This window comes from Brumimicrobium mesophilum (assembly GCF_003025005.1).
Lineage (GTDB): Bacteria > Bacteroidota > Bacteroidia > Flavobacteriales_D > Crocinitomicaceae > Brumimicrobium > Brumimicrobium mesophilum.
Map to the genome: position 1 here is coordinate 151149 of NZ_PVSS01000007.1, position 21529 is coordinate 172677.

A 21529-nucleotide genomic window follows, 5' to 3' on the forward strand; every position below is an offset into this window, starting at 1 on the left:
ATGAAATTAAAGATAGGCGGAGTTCCAGAACATTTTAATTTACCTTGGAGGTTAGCAATTCAAGAAGGTGATCTTCTAGATAAAAATATTGCACTTCATTGGGAAGATATGGGTGGTGGAACTGGTCAGATGATTAAAGGTTTACAGAACAAAACCATTGATGTTGCCGTTTTATTAACTGAAGGAATATCAAGAGCAATTTTACAGGGTTTAGATGCGAAAATATTACAGGTTTACGTAACTTCTCCTTTACATTGGGGAATTCATGTTCCCTTTGATGATAAATCTATTCAAGAAACTGATGAATTAGAAGGGAAAACATTCGCTATTTCACGTGAAGGTTCAGGTTCCCATTTGATGTCTTATGTTTTGGCAGACCAAAAAGGATGGAATATTGATAAGTTGAAATTCAATAGTGTTGGAGATGTTTATGGTGGGCTTTGGGCCCTTGAAAACAACGAAGCACAAGCATTTTTATGGGAGAAATATACAACTCAACCTTTTACTGAATTAAGGAAATGTCGTTATATTGATGAGGTTGTAACACCTTGGCCTTGTTTTGTGATTGCTGTGAGGACAGAAATCGCTGAACAATACGCTGAACAATTACAATTAATGCTAGATATTGTAAATAAGAGAGCTAAGTCGATTAAGGAAAATGAATTTACTCCGGAAATATTATCTTGGAGATACGGTTTGAAAATCGAAGACGTTTCAAAATGGTTAAGTGAGACTGAGTGGAATTATGACGGAGCAAAGTTTGATAAAGATTTTGACTATGTGATTGAATACTTGTTAAAACTTAAGTTAATTACACCTGAAGAAGCAAAAGATTATATGCGTAAATTATTTTAACGACCATTGGTTGATTCTAATAAATATCCTACTCTTAAAATGTAAAAGGAATAATGGGAAAAGTAAGTGAAAAAAATGGCGTTCAACAATTGGTTGATTCGTTTTTAAAGCATGGAGTAAAATATGTCGTATTTTCTCCTGGTTCAAGAAATGCACCTCTTGTGGTGAGTTTTGCCAATGACGAACGCTTCAAATGTTATGTAATTCCCGATGAAAGAAGTGCTGCTTTTTATGCGCTTGGAATGGCTGAGCAGTCCAGCACACCTGTTCCCGTAATCTGCACTTCAGGTTCTGCCCTTTTAAACTATTATCCGGCTGTTAGTGAAGCTTTTTACAGAAATATTCCTTTGATTGTAATTTCAGCAGACAGACCAAGTGAATGGACAGACCAAGGTGATGGACAAACTATTCGACAAGAAAACGTTTTCCAAAACCACATATGTGCTTCCACAACTTTGTTTGAATCACCTATTTCGGAAGACCAATCTTGGTTTAATAAACGATCGATTGATGAAGTGATGAATACTGCGAAATATCCAAATGGTGGTCCAGTACATTTTAACTTTCCGTTTACAGAACCTTTATACAAAACAATTGAAAAGGAATCACCTTCAGCAAGTTCAAAAGGGTTGACAGAATTGATGAATCTGAATCCACAATTATCTACTTCCCAAAAGGAGGAATTAAGAGAAATATGGAACAATTCTCCTAGAAAACTGATTTTGTGTGGCCAAATGCCCAATAACAGTTATTTAAATGAGCAATTAAAGAATTTGGCCAACGATAAAAGTGTTGCAGTTGTTGTTGAAAATACTAGTAACTTGCAAGACAGAAGTTTTATTCATTGCATTGATAGAACAATTACAAGTTTCTTGGAAAACAATCCAGAATTGTATCAACCAGATTTGTTGATTACAATGGGAGGAGCGGTAATTTCTAAAAAGATTAAAAAGTACTTAAGGATTTTTAAACCAAAACACAATTGGAAAATTGGTCAAGAATTTCCTTTTATAGACACTTATCAATCATTAACGAAATCTATCCCAATTCAACCAAATTCATTTTTGGACTTTCTTTTAGAAGATGGATTCACAAGAGATATTTCACGCTATGGCGAACAATGGAAGCAATTAGATTATTTGACACAAGGAAATCACATGATGTACTTAGAGTCAGTTCCATACTCTGATTTGTCTGTTTTTAGCCTAATTTTAGATGCTGTTCCCGACCAAAGTGATTTACACTTGTCTAACAGTTCAGTTATTCGCTATGCTCAACTCTTCGACCCCATAAAAAGTATAAACTATTATTGTAATCGAGGTACAAGTGGAATTGATGGTTCTACAAGTACTGCAATCGGAAATGCTATTGTGGGAGACAATAAATTGCATACATTCATCACGGGAGACATCAGTTTTTTCTATGACAGCAATGCATTCTGGAATAACCACATTCCATCAAACTTTCGAGTTTTCCTGATCAATAATGGAGGAGGAGGAATCTTCAATATTATTCCTGGGCCACAAAGCACTCCTCAAGGCGATGAGTTTTTCGTAGCCAAACATTCATTCTCAGCAAAATCTATTTGTGAAGCATTTAATGTGAATTATTATGCCGCTAATTCTATGCAGGAAATTGATGGCCAATTAGATAAATTCTACGAAATACAATCTAATGATCGTCCTGCCGTAATTGAAATTTTTACGGATGGAGATAAAAGCGGAAAGATTCTATTGGACTACCTAGAAAAAACGAAGGTGAAAGATATTCCCGTTTTGGAAATCTGATAGATAGGTAATTTTTTAGCGTGACCAGCTTTTGACCAGCAATTCGTAATTGTTAATTTGAATTTTGTAATTCATTAGGGCGTATCCATGATTATCTTTTCTTGTAATTTACCTCACGTTTGGAAACGGGGCGGTACAAAACAAGAAAAAATATCACGGTCGGGTCATCCACTGTATCTTTCTTCTCAATAAATTGAAAAAAAAGGATGCCGTTTCTACCCCTTACGCGGGCGTTAAGCTTCGAAAATAGGAGTTTACTTTTATGAATGCAAAGGAAGAAAAAAAATCATTCCTTTAATCATTGTTTTTCTCTCTAAATATTAAGCCGTTGAAACGGCTAGAAGTTCAGAAGTTGCTCATTTTAATGTGGGATGAATCCCACATCAATAGCATTTCTCACTAGTTTTAATGACTAACGAGAAAGAAAAATAGAAGATGGAATTTGAATTAAAATTCAAGATTTCCTTTATTTGATCAAAACCAATTGGTGCGGGATTCATCACTGACTAATGGAATCATGCACTATCCAAAAATTGTTTCAACGACTTAATTATTCAATTCATGGAATTGCTAATGCAAACGATGAAAAGAGAGATCATTCCTTTAATCATTGTTTTTCTCTCTAAATATTAAGCCGTTGAAACGGCTAGAAGTTCAGAAGTTGCTTATTTTAATGTGGGATGAATCCCACATCAATAGCATTTCTCACTAGTTTTAATGACTAACGAGAAAGAAAAATAGAAGATGGAATTTGAATTAAAATTCAAGATTTCCTTTATTTGATCAAAACCAATTGGTGCGGGATTCATCACTGACTAATGGAATCATGCACTATCCAAAAATTGTTTCAACCACTTAATTATTCAATTCATGGTATTGTTAATGCAAACGATGAAAAGAGAAATCATTCCTTTAATCATTTTTTTTCTCTCTAAATATTAAGCCGTTGAAACGGCTAGAAGTTCAGAAGTTGCTTATTTTAATGTGGGATTCATCCCACATCAATAGCATTTCTCACTAGTTTTAATGACTAACGAGAAAGAAAAATAGAAGATGGAATTTGAATTAAAATTCAAGATTTCCTTTATTTGATCAAAACCAATTGGTGCGGGATTCATCACTGACTAATGGAATCATGCACTATCCAAAAATTGTTTCAACGACTTATTTATTCAATTCATGGTATTGTTAATGCAAACGATGAAAAGAGAGATCATTCCTTTAATCCTTGTTTTTCTCTCTAAATATTAAGACGTTGAAACGGCTAGAAGTTCAGAAGTTGCTTATTTTAATGTGGGATGAATCCCACATCAATAGCATTTCTCACTAGTTTTAATGACTAACGAGAAAGAAAAATAGAAGATGGAATTTGAATTAAAATTCAAGATTTCCTTTATTTGATCAAAACCAATTGGTGCGGGATTCATCACTGACTAATGGAATCATGCACTATCCAAAAATTGTTTCAACGACTTATTTATTCAATTCATGGTATTGTTAATGCAAACGATGAAAAGAGAGATCATTCCTTTAATCCTTGTTTTTCTCTCTAAATATTAAGACGTTGAAACGGCTAGAAGTTCAGAAGTTGCTTATTTTAATGTGGGATGAATCCCACATCAATAGCATTTCTCACTAGTTTTAATGACTAACGTGAAAGAAAAATAGAAGATGGAATTTGAATTAAAATTCAAGATTTCCATTAATTGATCAAAACCAATTGGTGAGGGATTCATCCCTCACTAATTGAAACACGTGCTATCCACAAGTGGTTTCAACCACTTAATTATTCAATTCATGAATTAGTATTTGGCGGCGTCTCTCATAATCATTGAAAACATAATCCCAAGATAAAAGCCAATTCCGTTAAAACGAAATTGGCTTTTACTGTAAGAATAGGACCTTTTGCAAAATGTCCTATTCATACTCTGATTAATGGTTTCCTTAATTTTTCACGATTCTGTGTATGCTTTCACGTGTTTCATTAAATATTCTGATCATGTAAACTCCATTATCATAACTAGATAAATCCACTTTTGTAGTGTTGTCAATAATCTTTTGCTCAGACAATTTACGACCTGTGGCATCAATTACTTCTAAGTTATATTCTTCTGCGTCCATGTTTTCGAAGAATACTGTCACAACTCCATTCGTTGGATTTGGATGCAAGTTCAAACCTAATATTTGAACATAATCTTTTACTCCAACAGTATTCACAACTACACAAGCCGAAGTGTCAGCACAACCATCCGCCGAGGTAGCAATTACTCCGTATTCTCCATTTACAGTTGGATCAAAAGTAGCCGATGTTGCTCCAGAAACATCTGTGCCTGTTACACAATCAAACCATTGATATGACGCTGCTGCAGGTGTAGAGGTAGCAGTTAATGTAGCTCCAGTTAATGAAGTGGTTACAGTTAGTGGTGCATTTAAAGTTAAATCTAATGTAATTATACTATCGCATCCAAGTGAATTAGGAATTGTTCTCGTATATGTTCCAGAAGATGTTAAGTTTTGTCCATCAAACTGATAAGAATTTGCGCAAAGTGTAAGTGCAGATGAAGAACTCGTTGGTTGATTAACCACCAATGTTAAATTGATCACACTATCACATCCAACTGCATTCATAATTGTTTCAGTATAATTTCCTGCTGTAGTCAAAGTTTGAGATTCGAATTGATAAGTTTCTCCTTGACATATTTCAGCATTCAACGTGCTTGAAGTTGGAAGTAAGTCAGTTAACGTTAGGTTTACCGTACTGTCACAACCTGCGGCAGTCTGAAATGTTTCAGTGTAGGATCCAGGTGTTGTTATCGTTTGTGTACCCAATGTATAAGTTTCACCCAGACAAATACCATCCGAAACTGCGTAGGTTAAAGGAGGAACTGTAATTTGTATTACATCACTACTAAAGGTACATGCTCCATTTGTAATCGTTACACTAAAATCTGTGGAAGCTGTTAAGGGTGCAGTAGAATAAGTTGGAGTCGCTCCATCTTGAACACTTACTCCATCAATAAAAAACTCATAATTTGAAAACCCTGTCATTGGTGTAATGTCTAATATTGAATTTGTACAAATCACACCATTAAAAGAAGAGTTAGGAACATCAAATCCATCAAAGTCTAATGTAGCGTTAAACATCATATAGCCAAGTGCATCGCCCAATGGGGTAGGTGCTCCTCCATTCACTGGGAAAGTTGCAGCTGCATTTCCATCAACATAAGAATTATTTTGATTTCCAAAAGGGAAATATCCAGTAAATATGTTCGCAGTTTGACGGAATCCTACGTAAATAGTGTCATTCGAAACATCAACATTTCCATTAAGAAAGCTAAACTCCTGTTTCGTTCCCAGCATTGCTGCAGTTATTGTAATTAAATTTGTTGAATCGATAATTGTACCTGAAGCGTCTAGTAATAAACCTTTTATGGTGTTTCCTGTATTATTGGCAGAAACTGAGAAATAATTGGTAACTTCTTTAACGAAAGTAGGTTGAGAGCTTGTTATTTCATGTCGTACAGCAATTACACCAGTTCCAGTGTTGAAGCCAACACCACTGCCTTGTACTGGCCCTTGGTTATAACCTATAGAATCACATTGTACTTGTTGGTTGAAAATAGCAGTATTATTAGCCACGTTTTCATCAGCAGGTAAAGAAACAGAAATTACTTGCGAGCCTGTGTTTGAAGTAGGAACATTAATAAATAAGATCGTATCTGTTGCACCCGGAGCAATCGATGCAATTGTTTGCATAACAGTATATGGGTTTGCTCCTGTTACATCTAGGGTTACAGGTATGTTTGTTAAAGCCCCCACAGAAGTGTTTGTGATTGTCGAAGTTACAGTTTGCGTAGTTTTTAAATTGCTGTTGAAAATTCCTTTTTCACCTGCCAAACCAGAAACATTTAGCTCATTCGTATATGGATTTGAAAACGTAAATTGAATACAAGGTCTAAATGCTGAAGTTTGGGTTAATGTTGTAGGAGAAATAGTCGATGTGCTTACCATACCTTTCCAACCACCTGCTAATGTGTTATTAGCGTGATAAACTGAGGAAAATGTGGTGAATACTGAACCAGTATAGTCGTATGCAACATAAACTGACCCTCCATTGTAAACAAAGTTAGAAGTTAAAGTGAGTGGAGCTGTAGATCCCGCTACTGCAGGTATGTCGTAAGCTCCTGAATATACACTTGTCATTGTTGAAATACAAGTAGACCATGTGGTAGATTTTAAATTAGTAACATCAGTTGTGTTCTCTAAATAAAATTCGATATTACCACCTGATGGACCAGGTATTGCACCTGTCTCCAAAAGCATATTCAATTTTGTAATGACTGTTCCAGTTGGTATAGCCGCTAATTCTGCCGGAGTTATAATAATTACCCCTCGAACAGTAGTATGAGCAGTCGTTCCATTTGGAGCACGTAAACCTGTTGTTGCGCCTGTCTCTGGAGCTGTAACAACTAATTCTGTTTGTGATTGACTGAAAAAAGTTCCTAATAGAAAAATAAGTAATAAAAGTAGTTTTGATTTCATAATAGTTTGTTTTAAAATTCAGAATAAACATAAGATAAATGTTTGAATTATACACTTAAATACTGAAATTTAACACATTAGATAATTTCTTTAGCTGTTTAATTTTTTTGGTTGATAATACGAATCATAAGTTGTTCAGGACCTTTTACTAAATACGCTTGCATTGCTTTATCGATTTGTAATTCATTTAGAAATAATCATCTTTTATCAAATGTTACCGGTCGATTAGTACTTATGAATTACTTTTCTATTTTGAATAAAAATATTCTAGGATGACTTTATTCTATTCTTCTTTTTTCTTTTTTGGAATGAAATGATAATTTACCCCAAAACCTTGTGAAGAAGATGTGTTTTTCAGGTTGGTGGAACTTTCTTCATTATCTTCCTTCGGTTGCACTTGCTTTTGAGCTTCCAAGGCTTCAATTCTTTGATGAATTTCTTCTTGTTTTTGCAACTGTTGTTCTTCCCAAATTCTTCTGCGTTCTTTCCATTCTCCTTCTAGATCTGGAGGCTCAATACCCATTTCTTTTTCAATTTCATAAGGGTATTTTGGTGGAACTGGTCCTTTTCTTCGGAAAACAAACGCTATTAATGTACCCACTAAAAAACCAGATAAATGCCCCTCCCAAGAAATACCTTGTTCCATGGGGAATACTCCCCAAATCATAGAACCATATACAAATGCAACAAACAAAGAAATGGCTTGTAGTGGTAAATATTTTTTAAAGAATCCGCTGATAAAAAGAAAGCCAAATAAGCCATAAATTACTCCCGACATTCCAATGTGGTAAGAACCTGTGTTTACAGCTAAATACCAAACTAAAAAACCAGCGCCTAACCAAACGAAAAGGACAACATACAATGCAATTTCTCGATAGAAATAAATCAATGTACTCAACAATATAAATGTAGGAACAGAATTATTGATGATATGAGAAAAATCGCGCTGACCATGAATAAAAGGCATAAGGAAAATTCCTTTTATTCCTTCAATACTTTGCGGTTTTACCCCGTATTTATATAAATCCAAATGGAAATACCTATCGATTAAAAATACAACCCACATGACAATTAACAAGAGTAAAGGATAAATTACCGCCTCAAGTGTCCTGCCTTTTTCAGTTTGTATTAAATTCATGTATTTTGCTTGTCAAATTTTGTTCCTACAATTTTATAGCGCCATTATGTCACAACAATTAAAATATAAAAATTTAAATACAGCGTTTTTATAAGAAGAGGAAATTCTGATTTTAATACATGACATAACTATATTTCTTATCGAAGTGCTAGATCTATTGAAATAATGTTTTTATCTAATAATCCATTATGTTTTTAATACCAAAAGTGATCCTTCTAATGTAAATAGAAGGAAACGCTCAAGTTCATTTCCTTTTTATATCTTAGCAAAGATAATTTCTGGCTGGATGGATTCCAAAAGAACTGTATTTTTGGAACAGTTTATGCCAGTGCTGTCTTTATTATTAATCAGTAAATATTGATCAATTAAATTTATAAAAATGAAAAACGTACTTTTAACCCTGTTATTTATTTCTTCAATTCACCTTGCATATAGTCAAGAAGGTAAAATTAAAACAACAGTAATTGATACAGAAATTTTCTGTGACCATTGTGCTGAATGTGAATCTTGTGATCAAAATATTTTCCTAAGAGTAAGTGAAAATACGAAAGGAGTAAGAAAGGTGAAAATTGATTCAGAGACTAACACAATTACAGTTACTTACAATTCAAAGAAATCTTCACTTGAGGATATCGAAAAAGCAATTGCTCTTTCAGGGTATAAAGCAAATGATGTTGAACCTACTGAAGAAGCTTACAATAGTTTAGATGGATGTTGTAAAAAATAAAAAAATCAAAGCTTAATAATATTGTCCCTCGTTCTATTCAAAAAGGCGGGGGATTTTTGTTTTCTAATAGTTAGTGTTTTGCCTAAAACCAATTAGTGAGGTCCCGAAAAAAAATAATTGGATTATCTCTTAAAAATTGAAACTGCGAGTCATCCAAAAAGGGTTTCGACCACTTATTTAACTTCAGTTCGGCAAACTTACTTTATTCTGTTGAGTTCTTAAGATTGCTTCTATAGATTGTTCTCTAGGTAAAATATGAGATATATGTTCATTTAAACAGCTCCGTATTTTCGGCTTAGGGGGAGAAACGGCATCCTTTTTTGTAAAAAAAGATACAGTGGATGACCCGACCTAGACATTGATCGTAGTTTACGAAGATAAAATGTCTGGGAAGCCCCAAAAAAAGTATTAAAGTATAGCGAAATAAAGCGCTTATAATTCGTCAAATGGGCTCATCTATTTATTTTGTTATATTTACCCCGCAATTTAAAACAAAAAAATTATGCGTAGAGTCGTTATCACGGGAATGGGTGCCTTAACTCCAATCGGGAATTCAGTTGATTCCTTTTGGAAAAATGCACTAGACGGAGTTAGTGGGGCAGGACCAATTAAAACTTTTGATGCTTCTAAATTTAAAACTCAATTTGCATGTGAATTAAAAGACTTCAATGCGGAAGATCATTTAGATAGAAAAGAACGCAAAAAATATGACATGTTTACACAATACGCTTTGGTTGCTGTAGACGAAGCAGTTAAACAAGCAGATGTTGATTTCGAAAATTTAGATTTAGATAGAATAGGAGTTATTTGGGGATCTGGAAATGGAGGGATTCAAACTTTCGAAAATCACATAAAAGAATTTCATGATGGAGATGGAACACCACGTTTTAATCCTTACTTTATTCCTAGAATTTTAGTTGATATTGCAGCAGGAGTTATTTCTATGAAATATGGTTTGAGAGGAATAAATTTCGCTCCGGTTTCAGCATGTGCTACATCCACAACTGCAATTATTGAAGCATTTAATTATGTGCGTTGGAATAAGGCTGACATGATTGTAGCTGGAGGTTCTGAATCACCAATTGGAGCTGCAACTATTGGAGGGTTTGGTTCTTTAAAGGCTTTATCAACGAAGAATGATGACTATGCAACTGCATCACGCCCTTTTGATAAAAACCGAGATGGTTTTGTGATGGGAGAAGGTGCTGGAGCGTTAATTGTTGAAGAATTAGAGCATGCAAAAAAACGTGGAGCAAATATTATTGCTGAAGTAGTTGGTGGTGGAATGGCTGCTGATGCCTATCATTTAACAGGAACACATCCTGAAGGTTTAGGTGCAATTAAAGGAATGAACTTGGCCCTTGAAGAAGCAGAAGTTACTCCAGACCAGGTTGATTACGTAAATATGCATGCCACCTCAACTCCTAATGGTGATGTGAGCGAAATAAAAGCGTTAGATGCGGTTTTTGCTAAAAGAAAATCATTATTAGTTAGTGGAACTAAATCTATGACAGGACATTTATTGGGAGCTGCAGGAGCAATTGAAACAATTCTTTGTGCGCAATCAATCAAGCACCAAATGGTTCCTCCAACAATTAACGTTGAAGATTTCGAAGAAGAATGTAAAGACAGTTATGACTTCCCTGTGGGTAAAGGTGTTTCTGCCAAAGTAGATTACGCATTGAGTAATACTTTCGGTTTTGGTGGACATATTGCAGCTGTTTTATTGAAAAAATACGAAGAGTAACATATAATACATGATATTAACCGCTAAGTGCACAGAGCTTTGCGAAAAAGGCTGTGGGCTTTGCGGTTAAACTAAAAATAAAATGGACTAACTGCCAGTTTTCCATCACTGAACATGATTACAGGAAACGGTACCTTCACATGGTTTATCACCTTAAATAAAGTCCTTACCCAATCTCTTTTTGGATTGAAGCCTTCAAAATCAATATCCAATGAAAATAAGTATTGACTTTTAGCATTAAAAGTTTGTAGTCCAGGTTTTCCTGTATGAACTGTGTAAGTGTTATGATCTCCATGTAACTTTTCATCAATACTGTAACCAAAACTAAAACTTAACCATTTTGGAAAAGCGGTTGATTTATTTAGAAATTGAGCAGGAGAAATGGAAAGCCAATAGGTTTGACCATTATAGTCTTTCAAGAGCCTTTCGGTAGTTGTTGCTCCTAATGTATTTGGCCGGTATTGCGCATAAGGTGTGAGGTGTGCACTGAATTTTAATTTTATGCGCTGTTCTTCCCAAAGTAATTCTTGCCAAGTATACCAAGCAATTCCTAAAGAATTAGCAGCTATATCACTCCAAGAAAATCCCCACTTTTCTGAATATCCATCCAATAATTCTAGGGAGGTCATATATCCGAAAGCAACAGAAGAACCAATTAATAAGCTCTTTTTTCTGTTTACTCCGGACCAACGATAAAATGATGAAATATTTTTAGTGATGAGATTTCCCGTGTAAATATGTCCCGTCTTGTCCATGCCTAACCATTGCCGAGAATCGTCAAATAAATGAAATTCATTTGTCCATGAGTCTTTGTACCAAACGTTTTTTAGTGCGATAATACTACCTGTCCATCCCGCTGCAATTGCTCCACTTGTCCATGCGGTTCTATTCCTGTTTAAAGTGGTATCGTTCTCAAAAAATGATTGCGTACGACCAAAAAAGGCCAAAGCAATAAAACTGATTAAGAGGAGATTTTTCACAGGGTTAAAATTAAGGAATTTTTAATTAACAAGCTGTAGGGGCGTTTTGCCAAACGCCCCTACAGCAAAGCGCCCCTAAGACAAAAATCTATTTGGTTAATTGAACTTCGAAATGAAAATCAACTACATCTCCAACTTTGGCAGAAGACGGCATTCCATATTCTGTTCTATTTACAGAAGCTTTACCCCAAAGTACCATGATTTCTTTTCCATCTTTTTCACCGACACCCACAAGTTTTAATGTTAAAGAAAGTGGATTAGAGTAGCCCAACATGTTGAATGTACCTTCAAGGATATAAGCGTCCTCTTCTTTTGTAAATTGATCAGCTTGGTATGAAATTTCTGGAAATTTTTCTTGATGAAAATACTCTATATCCATTAATGATTCATCACGCATGGAATTGTAAGTAGAAATGTGTTCTACCGGCAGAGTAACAGCAATACTCGTGTTTTTAAGTTCCTCTCCGATTTTAAATTCTCCTTCGATATTTGTGAATTCTCCTTTTGTTCTTCCATCTACAGGACCTAATTCAAAGAATACTTTAGAGGAAGTAGGATCTATTGTCCAAGTCCCTACAGAATTATTAAGTTCCTTTCCTGCAGGTTCATCTAGTTTTTCGTGGTAACTCAAATTGTTATTATTGTCGGAAGTTTTATTTTCTTTGCCCTCTGTTAATTCAATTCCTAATGCACCTAAGTCTATTCCTGAACTTTGTTGCACCGGTTGAAGGTAAGGAGAAAATAAAAGTACTGAGCCAAGAGAAATTAAATGTAAACCGATGAGGTTAGCATTACTTTTGAGTGTACTGTAAATCATTGTGATCAACCCAAGAGCGATTAAATAACTCGTCAGCGTGAGTACACCTCCTAATCTTTCTAATTGCGTATAGGCAAATCCCATTAAAAATAGAATGATAATAGGAGCAAGCACACTTTTAAGTACAGGTAAAAATGTCCAAGTTCCTTTGGTATGTTGTCCAAGTTTAATAAAAAGGGAGTAAATTACAGCTAAAAACCCTGCCATAAACAATCCTTCAATTACTTCTCCATTTTTTAAATCAAGCGTTTCAAATCCTGATTTTTCTAAAACTATATATGCACTTGAAATTAAAAGTAAAGCCGCTCCTGAGGACAGAAGTGTACTATTTTTGATTCCATATTTATTGCGTGTAACAAAAGCGGACGAAATTAGAAATGTTGCAGCGATAAGGAAACTGATTTTTCCAAGTAGAAAACTACCAATAACAGCAATTACGCCTACGTAAGCTAACGTTAGGGCGTTATGAAATAAATGTTTGTCTTCTGCCTCCCATTTTATTGTTGTAATCTTAGTTATTCCAATAGTAACTATTTTATCGAAAATAAAAATTATTAAGGGAGCAACCGAACTTAATAATGCTATTGCAAAAACAATAATGATATCGTCAATTTTCTGTCCTAAAAATGAATGTTCAGCAACTTGCGGATACATAAAGAAAATACCACTTAATACAGTAGGAGCTAAAATGAATAATTTCTTAGTACTATTTTTTGTGAACTCACCAATTGCAAAATTGATTCCTAATACGGAAATCAGGAGATAGGCGAGAAGGTGGTTTGAGTTCTCGTCGCTTAGGATAAGGTCTCTAGAATAAATGATAGTTAATAAAGATAAAATGAAAACAGCAATATATGGGAGTGAGTTAGTTCTATTTTTTATTAATCCATAAGTCATAAAACCACCAGTGATTAATGCGATTACAGCTAAAATTGTGTCCATATTCATCTTTTTTTGAAATTATTATTTGTATAAGGTAAAAATAACATTCTAAAAACTAAATTGTTTTTAAAAGTAGTTCAAAAAAAAGTCCCGACTCTTTCGAATCGGGACTTTTCAATTTATGATGTTAGAAAATTACTTTCCTTCCATTTTTTCTTTTAAAGCTGCAAGAGCGTCCAAATCACCTAAAGTAGATTTTTCAGTATTCTTGTTGTTATCGCTAACTGCTTTTGAAGAACCACCACCTGATGATTTACCACTAGATTTTTTAGTAGTTGGCTTGTCTTCACCTTCTTCAAATGTTCTCAAGTGAGAAACAACGATTTTCTTCGCATCCTTGTTGAACTCGATAACTTTGAAATCAAGAGTTTCCTCTACTTTCGCGTTAGAACCATCTTCTTTACGCATGTGCTTAGCAGGACAAATTCCTTCTACACCATATGGTAATGATACGATTCCTGATTTATCTTTTTGTTCAACGATTGTTCCTTGGTGCTCTGAACCTTCTCCGAAGATAGTTTCAAATACATCCCATGGGTTTTCTTCAAGTTGTTTGTGACCTAAAGAGATACGTCTGTTTTCTTGGTCAATTTCAAGAACAACAACTTCCATTTCTTCTCCTACTTTGCAGAATTCAGATGGATGTTTGATTTTCTTTTGCCAAGAAAGGTCAGAGATATGAATTAATCCGTCAACACCTTCTTCTAATTCAACGAATACACCGAAGTTAGTAAAGTTACGAACCTTAGCATTGTGCTTAGATTGAACTGGGTAACGGTTTTCAATTTGCTCCCATGGATCTGGCATCAATTGTTTGATACCTAGAGACATTTTGCGCTCTTCACGATCTAATGTTAAAACAACAGCTTCAACTTCATCTCCTACTTTAAGGAAATCTTGTGCTGTTCTTAAGTGCTGTGACCAGCTCATTTCAGAAACGTGAATTAATCCTTCAACACCTGGTGCGATTTCAACGAAAGCTCCGTAATCAGCAAGTACAACTACTTTACCTTTTACTTTATCACCTACGTTCATACCTTCATCCAATGCATCCCAAGGATGTGCTTGAAGTTGTTTCAATCCAAGAGCGATACGTTTCTTATCGTCATCGAAGTCAAGGATTACAACGTTTAATTTTTGATCTAATTCAACAATCTCTTCTGGGTGGTTAACACGTCCCCAAGAAAGATCTGTAATGTGAACAAGACCATCAACACCACCTAAATCGATGAATACACCGTAAGAAGTAATGTTTTTAACTGTACCTTCAAGAACCTGTCCTTTTTCAAGACCAGAGATAATTTGTTTTTTCTGCTCTTCAAGCTCTGCTTCGATAAGCGCTTTGTGAGAAACAACAACGTTTCTAAATTCTTGGTTGATTTTAACCACACGGAATTCCATGTCTTTTCCAACGTACATATCGTAGTCGCGGATAGGTTTAACGTCAATTTGAGAACCTGGCAAGAATGCCTCAATTCCAAATACATCAACGATAAGACCACCTTTAGTTCTACATTTAACGTGACCAGTGATAACTTCACCAGTTTTCAACACTTCGTTAACACGATCCCATGCGTGGTGCATACGTGCAGTTTTGTGAGAAACAACCAATTGACCATTACGGTCTTCTTGTGATTCAACAAATACTACAACTTCATCCCCAACAGCAAGATCTGTTTTGTAACGAAATTCGTTAATTGCAATAACTCCTTCTGATTTGTAACCAATGTTTACAACAACCTCACGGTCTGTAATTGCAACCACAGTTCCTAGAATTACTTCTTTCTCTGTGATAGAAGTTAATGTTGCTTCATACGTATCAACGTATTCTGCGTGTTGTGCTGTACTGTAACCTTCGTTAGCTAACGCGTCCCAGTCAAACTCAGGATTTCCCTGTTCAATAATTTTGTTTTCAGCCATGTTGGCACCTTTTAATTGTATTCCAAGTAATCTTAATAACCTGAAAGATGTTTATATTAAATTGCCGTGTTTAAGATTGGCAATTCCCAATTATTCTTTACAATTGGAGTGCAAAGATATACTTTATTTATTTGAATGACAAAAAGACGCAAGAGAAAAATTGATTGTTTTCAACAATTTTATGTTGTTAATCAGGATTCTAATGGATTGTTAATCGGTTTGAAGTCCTAATTTTAACTTCCTTTTTGAAGGGGAAACAGCTTTTTTAATATTCAATGGTATAGCTTATTGTATCGAAAGGTGTATTGTAAATACTATCAACGCCATTCATTGTTGTTGTTCCTTCTACGAACCAGAAAAATTTCATATAAGTATCACCATCGTTCGGACAATAAACAACTTCGTCAATCACACCGTAATAAAATTTTGTTTCGTTTGGACAGCAATCATCGCAGTTAGTTTTTCCCGATACTTTTTGAATTTTGAGTACATCTCCTGAATTTCCGGCAGGTACGTTTTTTAAAATGAATTTTGTCCAGGATTTTGGACTTAAGCTATAATCGATTTCGTTAGGGTCTGATGTTGTGAGATCATCGATAGAATAGGCTTCCTCAACATTGAAATAATTCGATTTACTTACTTTAATGGTGACAGTTTCATATTTTGAGCGTTCAATTGAAACCTCATAATTACCAGAATTATCGCTTGTCGTAGTAGCTTCTAGTACTTGATTCGCACTTCCTGCTGTATTTACGTAGATTTTCACATCTGCATTGGCAAGGTTTGAGTTATTGTTTAATGATTTAATATTTCCAGTAAACTTAAATTCGAGCTCTTTCTTTTTACATGAAGTAAAGGAGAATAATGCAAGTAGAAAAATAAGTGCTAGATATTTCATAAATTCGAATTTTAACCAAATATAAAGAAATAAGAAGATTATTTCAAATAAATAACGGGAAGGGGTAAGAAAATTTATTCAACTGTTGAAAGAATGGTTTTAAGCATTTCATCTGTTGTAGTTGGTGTAATCCAGTGAGCGTTATCGATTTTTCTAAACCATGTGAGTTGACGTTTAGCATATCTTCTGGTATTCTGTTGAATAAGCTCTATCGCTCTTTCCATCGAAATTTCACCATTCAAATATTCAAAAACTTCCTTATATCCAACAGTGTTTAATGGTTGTAAATTACTGTACTTTTGATTGAGTTTCACCTCTTGTACTAAGCCATTTTCAATCATGATTTCAACACGTTTGTTGATGCGGTCATACAATTTTTCTCTGGGGTGATTGATTACAAAATAGTGGGTGGAATATCGTGGTTTTTTGATGTCTTGTTGGCGTAATTTTGAAAATGGTTCGCCCGTAATTTGTTGAATTTCTAGTGCCCTAATCAGCCGAACTGGATTTTTAATATCTGCCTCATTATAATAAGGTAAGTCAATTGCTTTTAATTTTTCTTGAAGAAATTCTATTCCCTTGTTTTCTAATTCTTGGTTCCAGAAATCTCTCACTTTTGGGTCATGAGGCAGTTGATCTGTTCCATAAATTAATGCATTGATGAACATTCCCGAGCCACCAACCACGATAATATAGTCTTCAGTTTTAAAAAGTTCTTCTACTTTTTCAAGCGCTTGTTTTTCAAATTGACCAGCAGATAAAGGATGTTCAATTGAATGTGAATCGATGAAGTAATGCGGAACATCCTCCATTTCTTCGGGAGTTGGTTTTGCAGTACCTATTGCCAGTTCCTTATAAAATTGGCGACTATCTGCAGATATTACCGAGCATTTTAATCGCTTAGCCAATGCCACAGCAAGCGAAGTTTTTCCGCTTGCTGTGGGCCCAGCAATAACTATTATTTCTTTCATTGGTCTGCTAATCGATTACCAAATTTTAGAAATTTCTTTCTCGTTTTTTCTCATTTTATCACCTTCTTTCACATCGAATGCTTCAAAGAATTCTGGTGAGTTCATCAATGGCCCGTTTACGCGGTATTTACCTGGACTATGCGGATCAGTTGCCAATCGTTTTTTTAATTCAGCATCTGTATAATTGATTTTCCACAATTGTGCATATGCAAGATAAAAACGTTGAGCAGGAGTAAAGCCGTCTCTTTTATCACCTTTTTTGAATTCATCGGTCATTGCATAAGCATAATATGCCATTGTGATTCCTCCTAAATCTGCTATGTTTTCTCCCATTGTTAAATCAGGATTTACACAGTGCCCTTCGATAGGGCAGAAGCCTGAAAAAGTTCTCCCTAAGCGGTCAGTTCTTTGTTCGAAGTTTTCCCTGTCTACATCCGACCACCAGTTAGTAAATGATCCATCAGCTGCGAATTTACTTCCCATATCATCAAATCCATGTGTAAATTCGTGTCCGATTACCATTCCAATTCCACCATAATTAACAGCATCTTCAGCGTTTACATCAAAGAAAGGTGCTTGCATAATTCCTGCTGGAAAAGCAATTTCGTTCAATAACGGGTGGTAATATGCATTAACCATGTGAGCTGGCATTCCCCATTCATTTTTATCCACTGGTTTACCTAATTTTGACATGTTTTCTTCATAAGAGAACTTGTTGCAAGCATCAATGTTTGCTAGGTAATCATCTGATTTTATTTCTAAATTGTCAAGGTTTTTCCATGTGTCAGGATATCCTAATTTACGACCAATTGCATTTAATTTTTTCAAGGCTTCAACTTTAGTTTCGTTGGTCATCCAGTCCAAAGAATTGATTCTACTTTCATAGACAGTTAGTAAATTATCTACCATTGAATTTACTTTTTCTTTAGCTGCTTCTGAGAAGTGACGAGCTACAAATTCTTTGGCCAACGCAGTTTTTACTGCTTTGTTAGTCATTTCCTCAATCGCTCTTTCATTCATTGGCTTCATTTCTTTAATTCCAGAAAGCCAAGTACCATAGAAATCAAAATTTAGCTTTACTAATTTATCATTCATATATGGCGCATAATGATTGATATATTTCCAAGCTAAATAACTTTTTATAACAGCGAAATCAGTATTTTCAATAATATCAACCGTTTTGTTCAAATGATCTGGTTGTCCAACAATTACATTTTCAATTGCTAATTCTCCAATAAATTTTGATACTATATCGTTTATATCTAGGAAGTTGACAAGTTGGTTGACTTCGTCAATTGCCATTGGATTGTAAACATTTTCTGGAATTCTTAATTCTGCAGGCTTCATCATTGACTCTGCCATTCTATTTTCAAATTTGTAAACAGCTTCAGCTTGAATCTGAGGGTTTTCGAATCCAAATTCTTCGAAAGCATAAATCATGTAGTTCAAATATGCCTCACGGATTTCTTCTTTTGATTTGTCAAAATAATAATCTCTATTCGGTAGTCCTAGACCACCTTGTGAAAGATAAAGTACATTTTTATCGACATTCTTTAAATCTTGACCTACATAAAGTCCAGAAAACGCTTGAATACCCTTAATGTTCATCTTTTGAGTTGCATCAGGTAAATCAGAAATATCCTTGATTTGAGAAAGTTCATCTTTAATCAGTTCTATTTTTTTCTTACTTACTTCATTTCGAACCTTCATGTTTTTCATTGCAGCGTAATAATCTCCAATGATTTGTAAATCCGTTCCTTTACCTGCATCTGCTGCTAAAGCTTGGTCAAGAATAATCGTCAGTTTCTCTTTGTTTCGTTGATCTAATTCATTAAAACTTCCCCAGCGAGACTCTGAAGCCGGAACAGGGTTATCCTTAATCCAAGAACCATTAGCATATTGGAAAAAATCATCTTGCGGTGAAGTAGATTTATCCATGTAGTCAACGTTTACGGTGTAAAGTTTTCCTGATGAAGAAACTTTTGAAGAATCATTTTTAGAACTACCACATGAAGCCAAAATGGAAACACCTGCAGCCAATATTAATGTCGATTTTATTATTTTCATTTTATTTATTTTCATTTTTGTTTGTACTCATTTCAACATGCGGAATTCCGTCTTCTAAATACTCTTTTCCAGTTGAATAGAAATTGTGTTTATTGTAGAAACCTTCTAAGTGTTTTTGACCAGAAAGACAAATAGGAACATCACCAAATTCAGCTTTACAAAAAGCCATTGCCTCTTCTATCATTTGATGTCCTTCTTTCTCACCTCTGGCTGATTCGTCCAAAACAACTCTTCCAAATCCAACATCATTGTAAGCAACGCCTTGGGGTAAAATGCGCATTGTTCCAACTAATTCTCCTTTTCCATTTCTACAAATTAAATGGTAAGATTTTTTGTCTTTGCCATCCAGTTCTAGGTAAGGACAATTCTGTTCCACCACAAATACTTTGATTCTTAAAGCAATAATGTCGTGAAATTCATTTAAAGAAAGGTCATTGAAATGTTTAAATTGCCAGTTTAGCATATGGATTCAATTTTAAGTTTGAATATTACCTACATTATAAGGCTTTTCAGCTGGTTTTAAATTTGCGGCTTCTATTCCTAGAGCAATAATATTTCTTGTTTCCGCCGGATCAATTATAGCATCAACCCAAATTCTTGAAGCTGCATAATACGGACTAATTTGTTCGTCGTAACGATTTTTAATCGCATCATACATTTCTTTTTCCTTCTCGGCAGTAATTTCTTCACCTCTAGATTTCAAAGAAGCCATTTCAATTTGCATCAAAGTTTTGGCTGCTGAAGCTCCACTCATTACAGCGAGTTCTGCCGTAGGCCAAGCCAACATCAATCTTGGATCGTAAGCTTTCCCACACATTGCGTAGTTTCCAGCACCGTAGGAATTTCCCATTACGACAGTAAATTTAGGTACAACAGAATTAGCCATTGCACTCACCATTTTTGCACCATCCTTAATGATTCCACCATGTTCACTTTTAGATCCTACCATGAATCCAGAAACGTCTTGTAGAAAAACCAAAGGAATGTTCTTTTGATTACAGTTCATAATGAAACGCGCTGCTTTATCAGCAGAATCTGAGTAAATAACTCCACCGAATTGCATTTCACCTTTTCCATTTTTAACCAACAAACGTTGGTTGGCTACAATTCCAACACTCCAACCATCGATTCTGGCATAAGCCGTAACGATAGACTGTCCATAATCTTTTTTGTATTCTGTATATTTCGAATCATCGACCATGCATTCGATAACATCACGAACGTCATAAGGTTTTGTTCTTTCCTTTGGTATGATTCCATAAATTTCTTTTGGATCTCGTTTCGGTGTTACAGCCTCTTTTTTATCAAAACCTGCAGATTGTGGCGCTCCAATTTGACTCATCAATTCACGAATAGTTTCTAAACATTCTTCGTCATTTTCTGATTTATAGTCGCATACTCCAGAAATTTCAGTGTGTGTTGTTGCCCCACCTAATGTTTCATTGTCTATTGATTCTCCAATCGCGGCTTTTACTAAATAAGATCCTGCCAAGAAAATAGTACCTGTTTTGTTCACTATCAAACTTTCGTCAGACATGATTGGTAAATAAGCTCCACCAGCAACACAACTTCCCATAACGGCAGCGATTTGTGTAATTCCCATTGAGCTCATCACGGCGTTATTTCTAAAAATACGTCCAAAATGTTCTTTATCTGGGAAAATTTCGTCTTGCATTGGAAGGTAAACCCCGGCAGAATCAACTAAATAAATAATTGGAAGATTGTTTTCCATTGCAATTTCTTGCGCTCTCAAATTTTTCTTTCCTGTAATTGGAAACCAAGCACCAGCTTTTACTGTTGCATCATTGGCTACAACGATACATTGTTTTCCAGAAACATAACCAATTTTTATTACCACTCCACCAGCAGGACAACCGCCATGTTCTTCGTACATTCCTTTTCCAGCAAACGCTGCAACTTCAAAACTGTATGAATCTTTGTCAAGCAATAAATCAATTCGTTCGCGTGCAGTTAATTTTCCTTTACTGTGGTGTTTCTCTATTCTTTTTTTTCCACCACCTTCGTAAACCTTTGCCAGCTCACGTTCTAGTTGTGAAATTTTGAGACGCATTGCATCTTCGTTTTTATTAAAATCTAGTTCTTTTTTTGAAATCGCCATAATTTGAAATTATTGTGCG

General features: G+C 34.9%; 14 protein-coding genes. 4 read left to right on the forward strand and 10 right to left on the reverse strand.

The genetic code is table 11. The features are described from left to right. Both C6368_RS09180 and menD read left to right on the forward strand, forming a co-directional pair. Nucleotides 1–855, forward strand: coding sequence for a type 2 periplasmic-binding domain-containing protein (locus C6368_RS09180; RefSeq protein ID WP_159038523.1), 855 nt, complete (start codon nucleotides 1–3; stop codon nucleotides 853–855). Nucleotides 856–908: 53 nt separating this feature from the next. Beyond that, the gene (gene menD / locus C6368_RS09185) at nucleotides 909–2642 is read left to right on the forward strand and encodes a 2-succinyl-5-enolpyruvyl-6-hydroxy-3-cyclohexene-1-carboxylic-acid synthase (protein WP_107038897.1); all 1734 of its coding nucleotides are present in this window, start codon (nucleotides 909–911) and stop codon (nucleotides 2640–2642) included. A 1944-nt stretch (nucleotides 2643–4586) separates the two neighbouring features. Here menD and C6368_RS09190 read toward each other — a convergent pair. Beyond that, nucleotides 4587–7184, reverse strand: a complete 2598-nt coding sequence (locus C6368_RS09190) for a T9SS type A sorting domain-containing protein (protein WP_107038898.1) — start codon at nucleotides 7182–7184, stop codon at nucleotides 4587–4589. Nucleotides 7185–7467: 283 nt separating this feature from the next. Then, entirely contained in the window at nucleotides 7468–8322 is an 855-nt protein-coding gene (locus C6368_RS09195; protein ID WP_107038899.1) for a rhomboid family intramembrane serine protease, read from the reverse strand. 379 nt (nucleotides 8323–8701) lie between these two features. On the opposite strand from C6368_RS09195, the gene C6368_RS09200 reads away from it, so the two are divergent. Beyond that, a complete protein-coding gene (locus C6368_RS09200; protein ID WP_107038900.1) occupies nucleotides 8702–9049 on the forward strand; it encodes a heavy-metal-associated domain-containing protein in 348 nt (115 codons plus the stop codon). A gap of 502 nt (nucleotides 9050–9551) precedes the next feature. Further along, nucleotides 9552–10796 (forward strand): beta-ketoacyl-ACP synthase II, encoded by a 1245-nt coding sequence (gene fabF, locus C6368_RS09205; RefSeq protein WP_107038901.1) that lies wholly within the window; start codon nucleotides 9552–9554, stop codon nucleotides 10794–10796. Between the two features lie 71 nt (nucleotides 10797–10867). Here fabF and C6368_RS09210 read toward each other — a convergent pair whose 3' ends face one another. The 8 genes from C6368_RS09210 to C6368_RS09245 all read right to left on the reverse strand — a co-directional run bounded on the left by C6368_RS09210 (nucleotide 10868) and on the right by C6368_RS09245 (nucleotide 21510). After that, nucleotides 10868–11776, reverse strand: coding sequence for a DUF2279 domain-containing protein (locus C6368_RS09210; protein ID WP_107038902.1), 909 nt, complete (start codon nucleotides 11774–11776; stop codon nucleotides 10868–10870). Between the two features lie 88 nt (nucleotides 11777–11864). Then, the gene (locus C6368_RS09215) at nucleotides 11865–13535 is read right to left on the reverse strand and encodes a YceI family protein (protein WP_159038524.1); all 1671 of its coding nucleotides are present in this window, start codon (nucleotides 13533–13535) and stop codon (nucleotides 11865–11867) included. A gap of 135 nt (nucleotides 13536–13670) precedes the next feature. Continuing rightward, entirely contained in the window at nucleotides 13671–15455 is a 1785-nt protein-coding gene (gene rpsA / locus C6368_RS09220) for a 30S ribosomal protein S1 (protein ID WP_107038904.1), read from the reverse strand. Nucleotides 15456–15720: 265 nt separating this feature from the next. After that, entirely contained in the window at nucleotides 15721–16353 is a 633-nt protein-coding gene (locus C6368_RS09225; protein ID WP_107038905.1) for a hypothetical protein, read from the reverse strand. A gap of 74 nt (nucleotides 16354–16427) precedes the next feature. After that, nucleotides 16428–17324, reverse strand: a complete 897-nt coding sequence (gene miaA, locus C6368_RS09230; RefSeq protein ID WP_107038906.1) for a tRNA (adenosine(37)-N6)-dimethylallyltransferase MiaA — start codon at nucleotides 17322–17324, stop codon at nucleotides 16428–16430. Between the two features lie 15 nt (nucleotides 17325–17339). Then, nucleotides 17340–19391, reverse strand: a complete 2052-nt coding sequence (locus tag C6368_RS09235) for a M13 family metallopeptidase (RefSeq protein ID WP_159038525.1) — start codon at nucleotides 19389–19391, stop codon at nucleotides 17340–17342. A gap of 1 nt (nucleotide 19392) precedes the next feature. Beyond that, nucleotides 19393–19854 (reverse strand): GNAT family N-acetyltransferase, encoded by a 462-nt coding sequence (locus C6368_RS09240; RefSeq protein ID WP_107038908.1) that lies wholly within the window; start codon nucleotides 19852–19854, stop codon nucleotides 19393–19395. Nucleotides 19855–19866: 12 nt separating this feature from the next. Continuing rightward, nucleotides 19867–21510: an acyl-CoA carboxylase subunit beta gene (locus tag C6368_RS09245; RefSeq protein WP_107038909.1), complete on the reverse strand. Its 1644-nt coding sequence runs from the start codon at nucleotides 21508–21510 to the stop codon at nucleotides 19867–19869. Nucleotides 21511–21529: the final 19 nt, after the last annotated feature.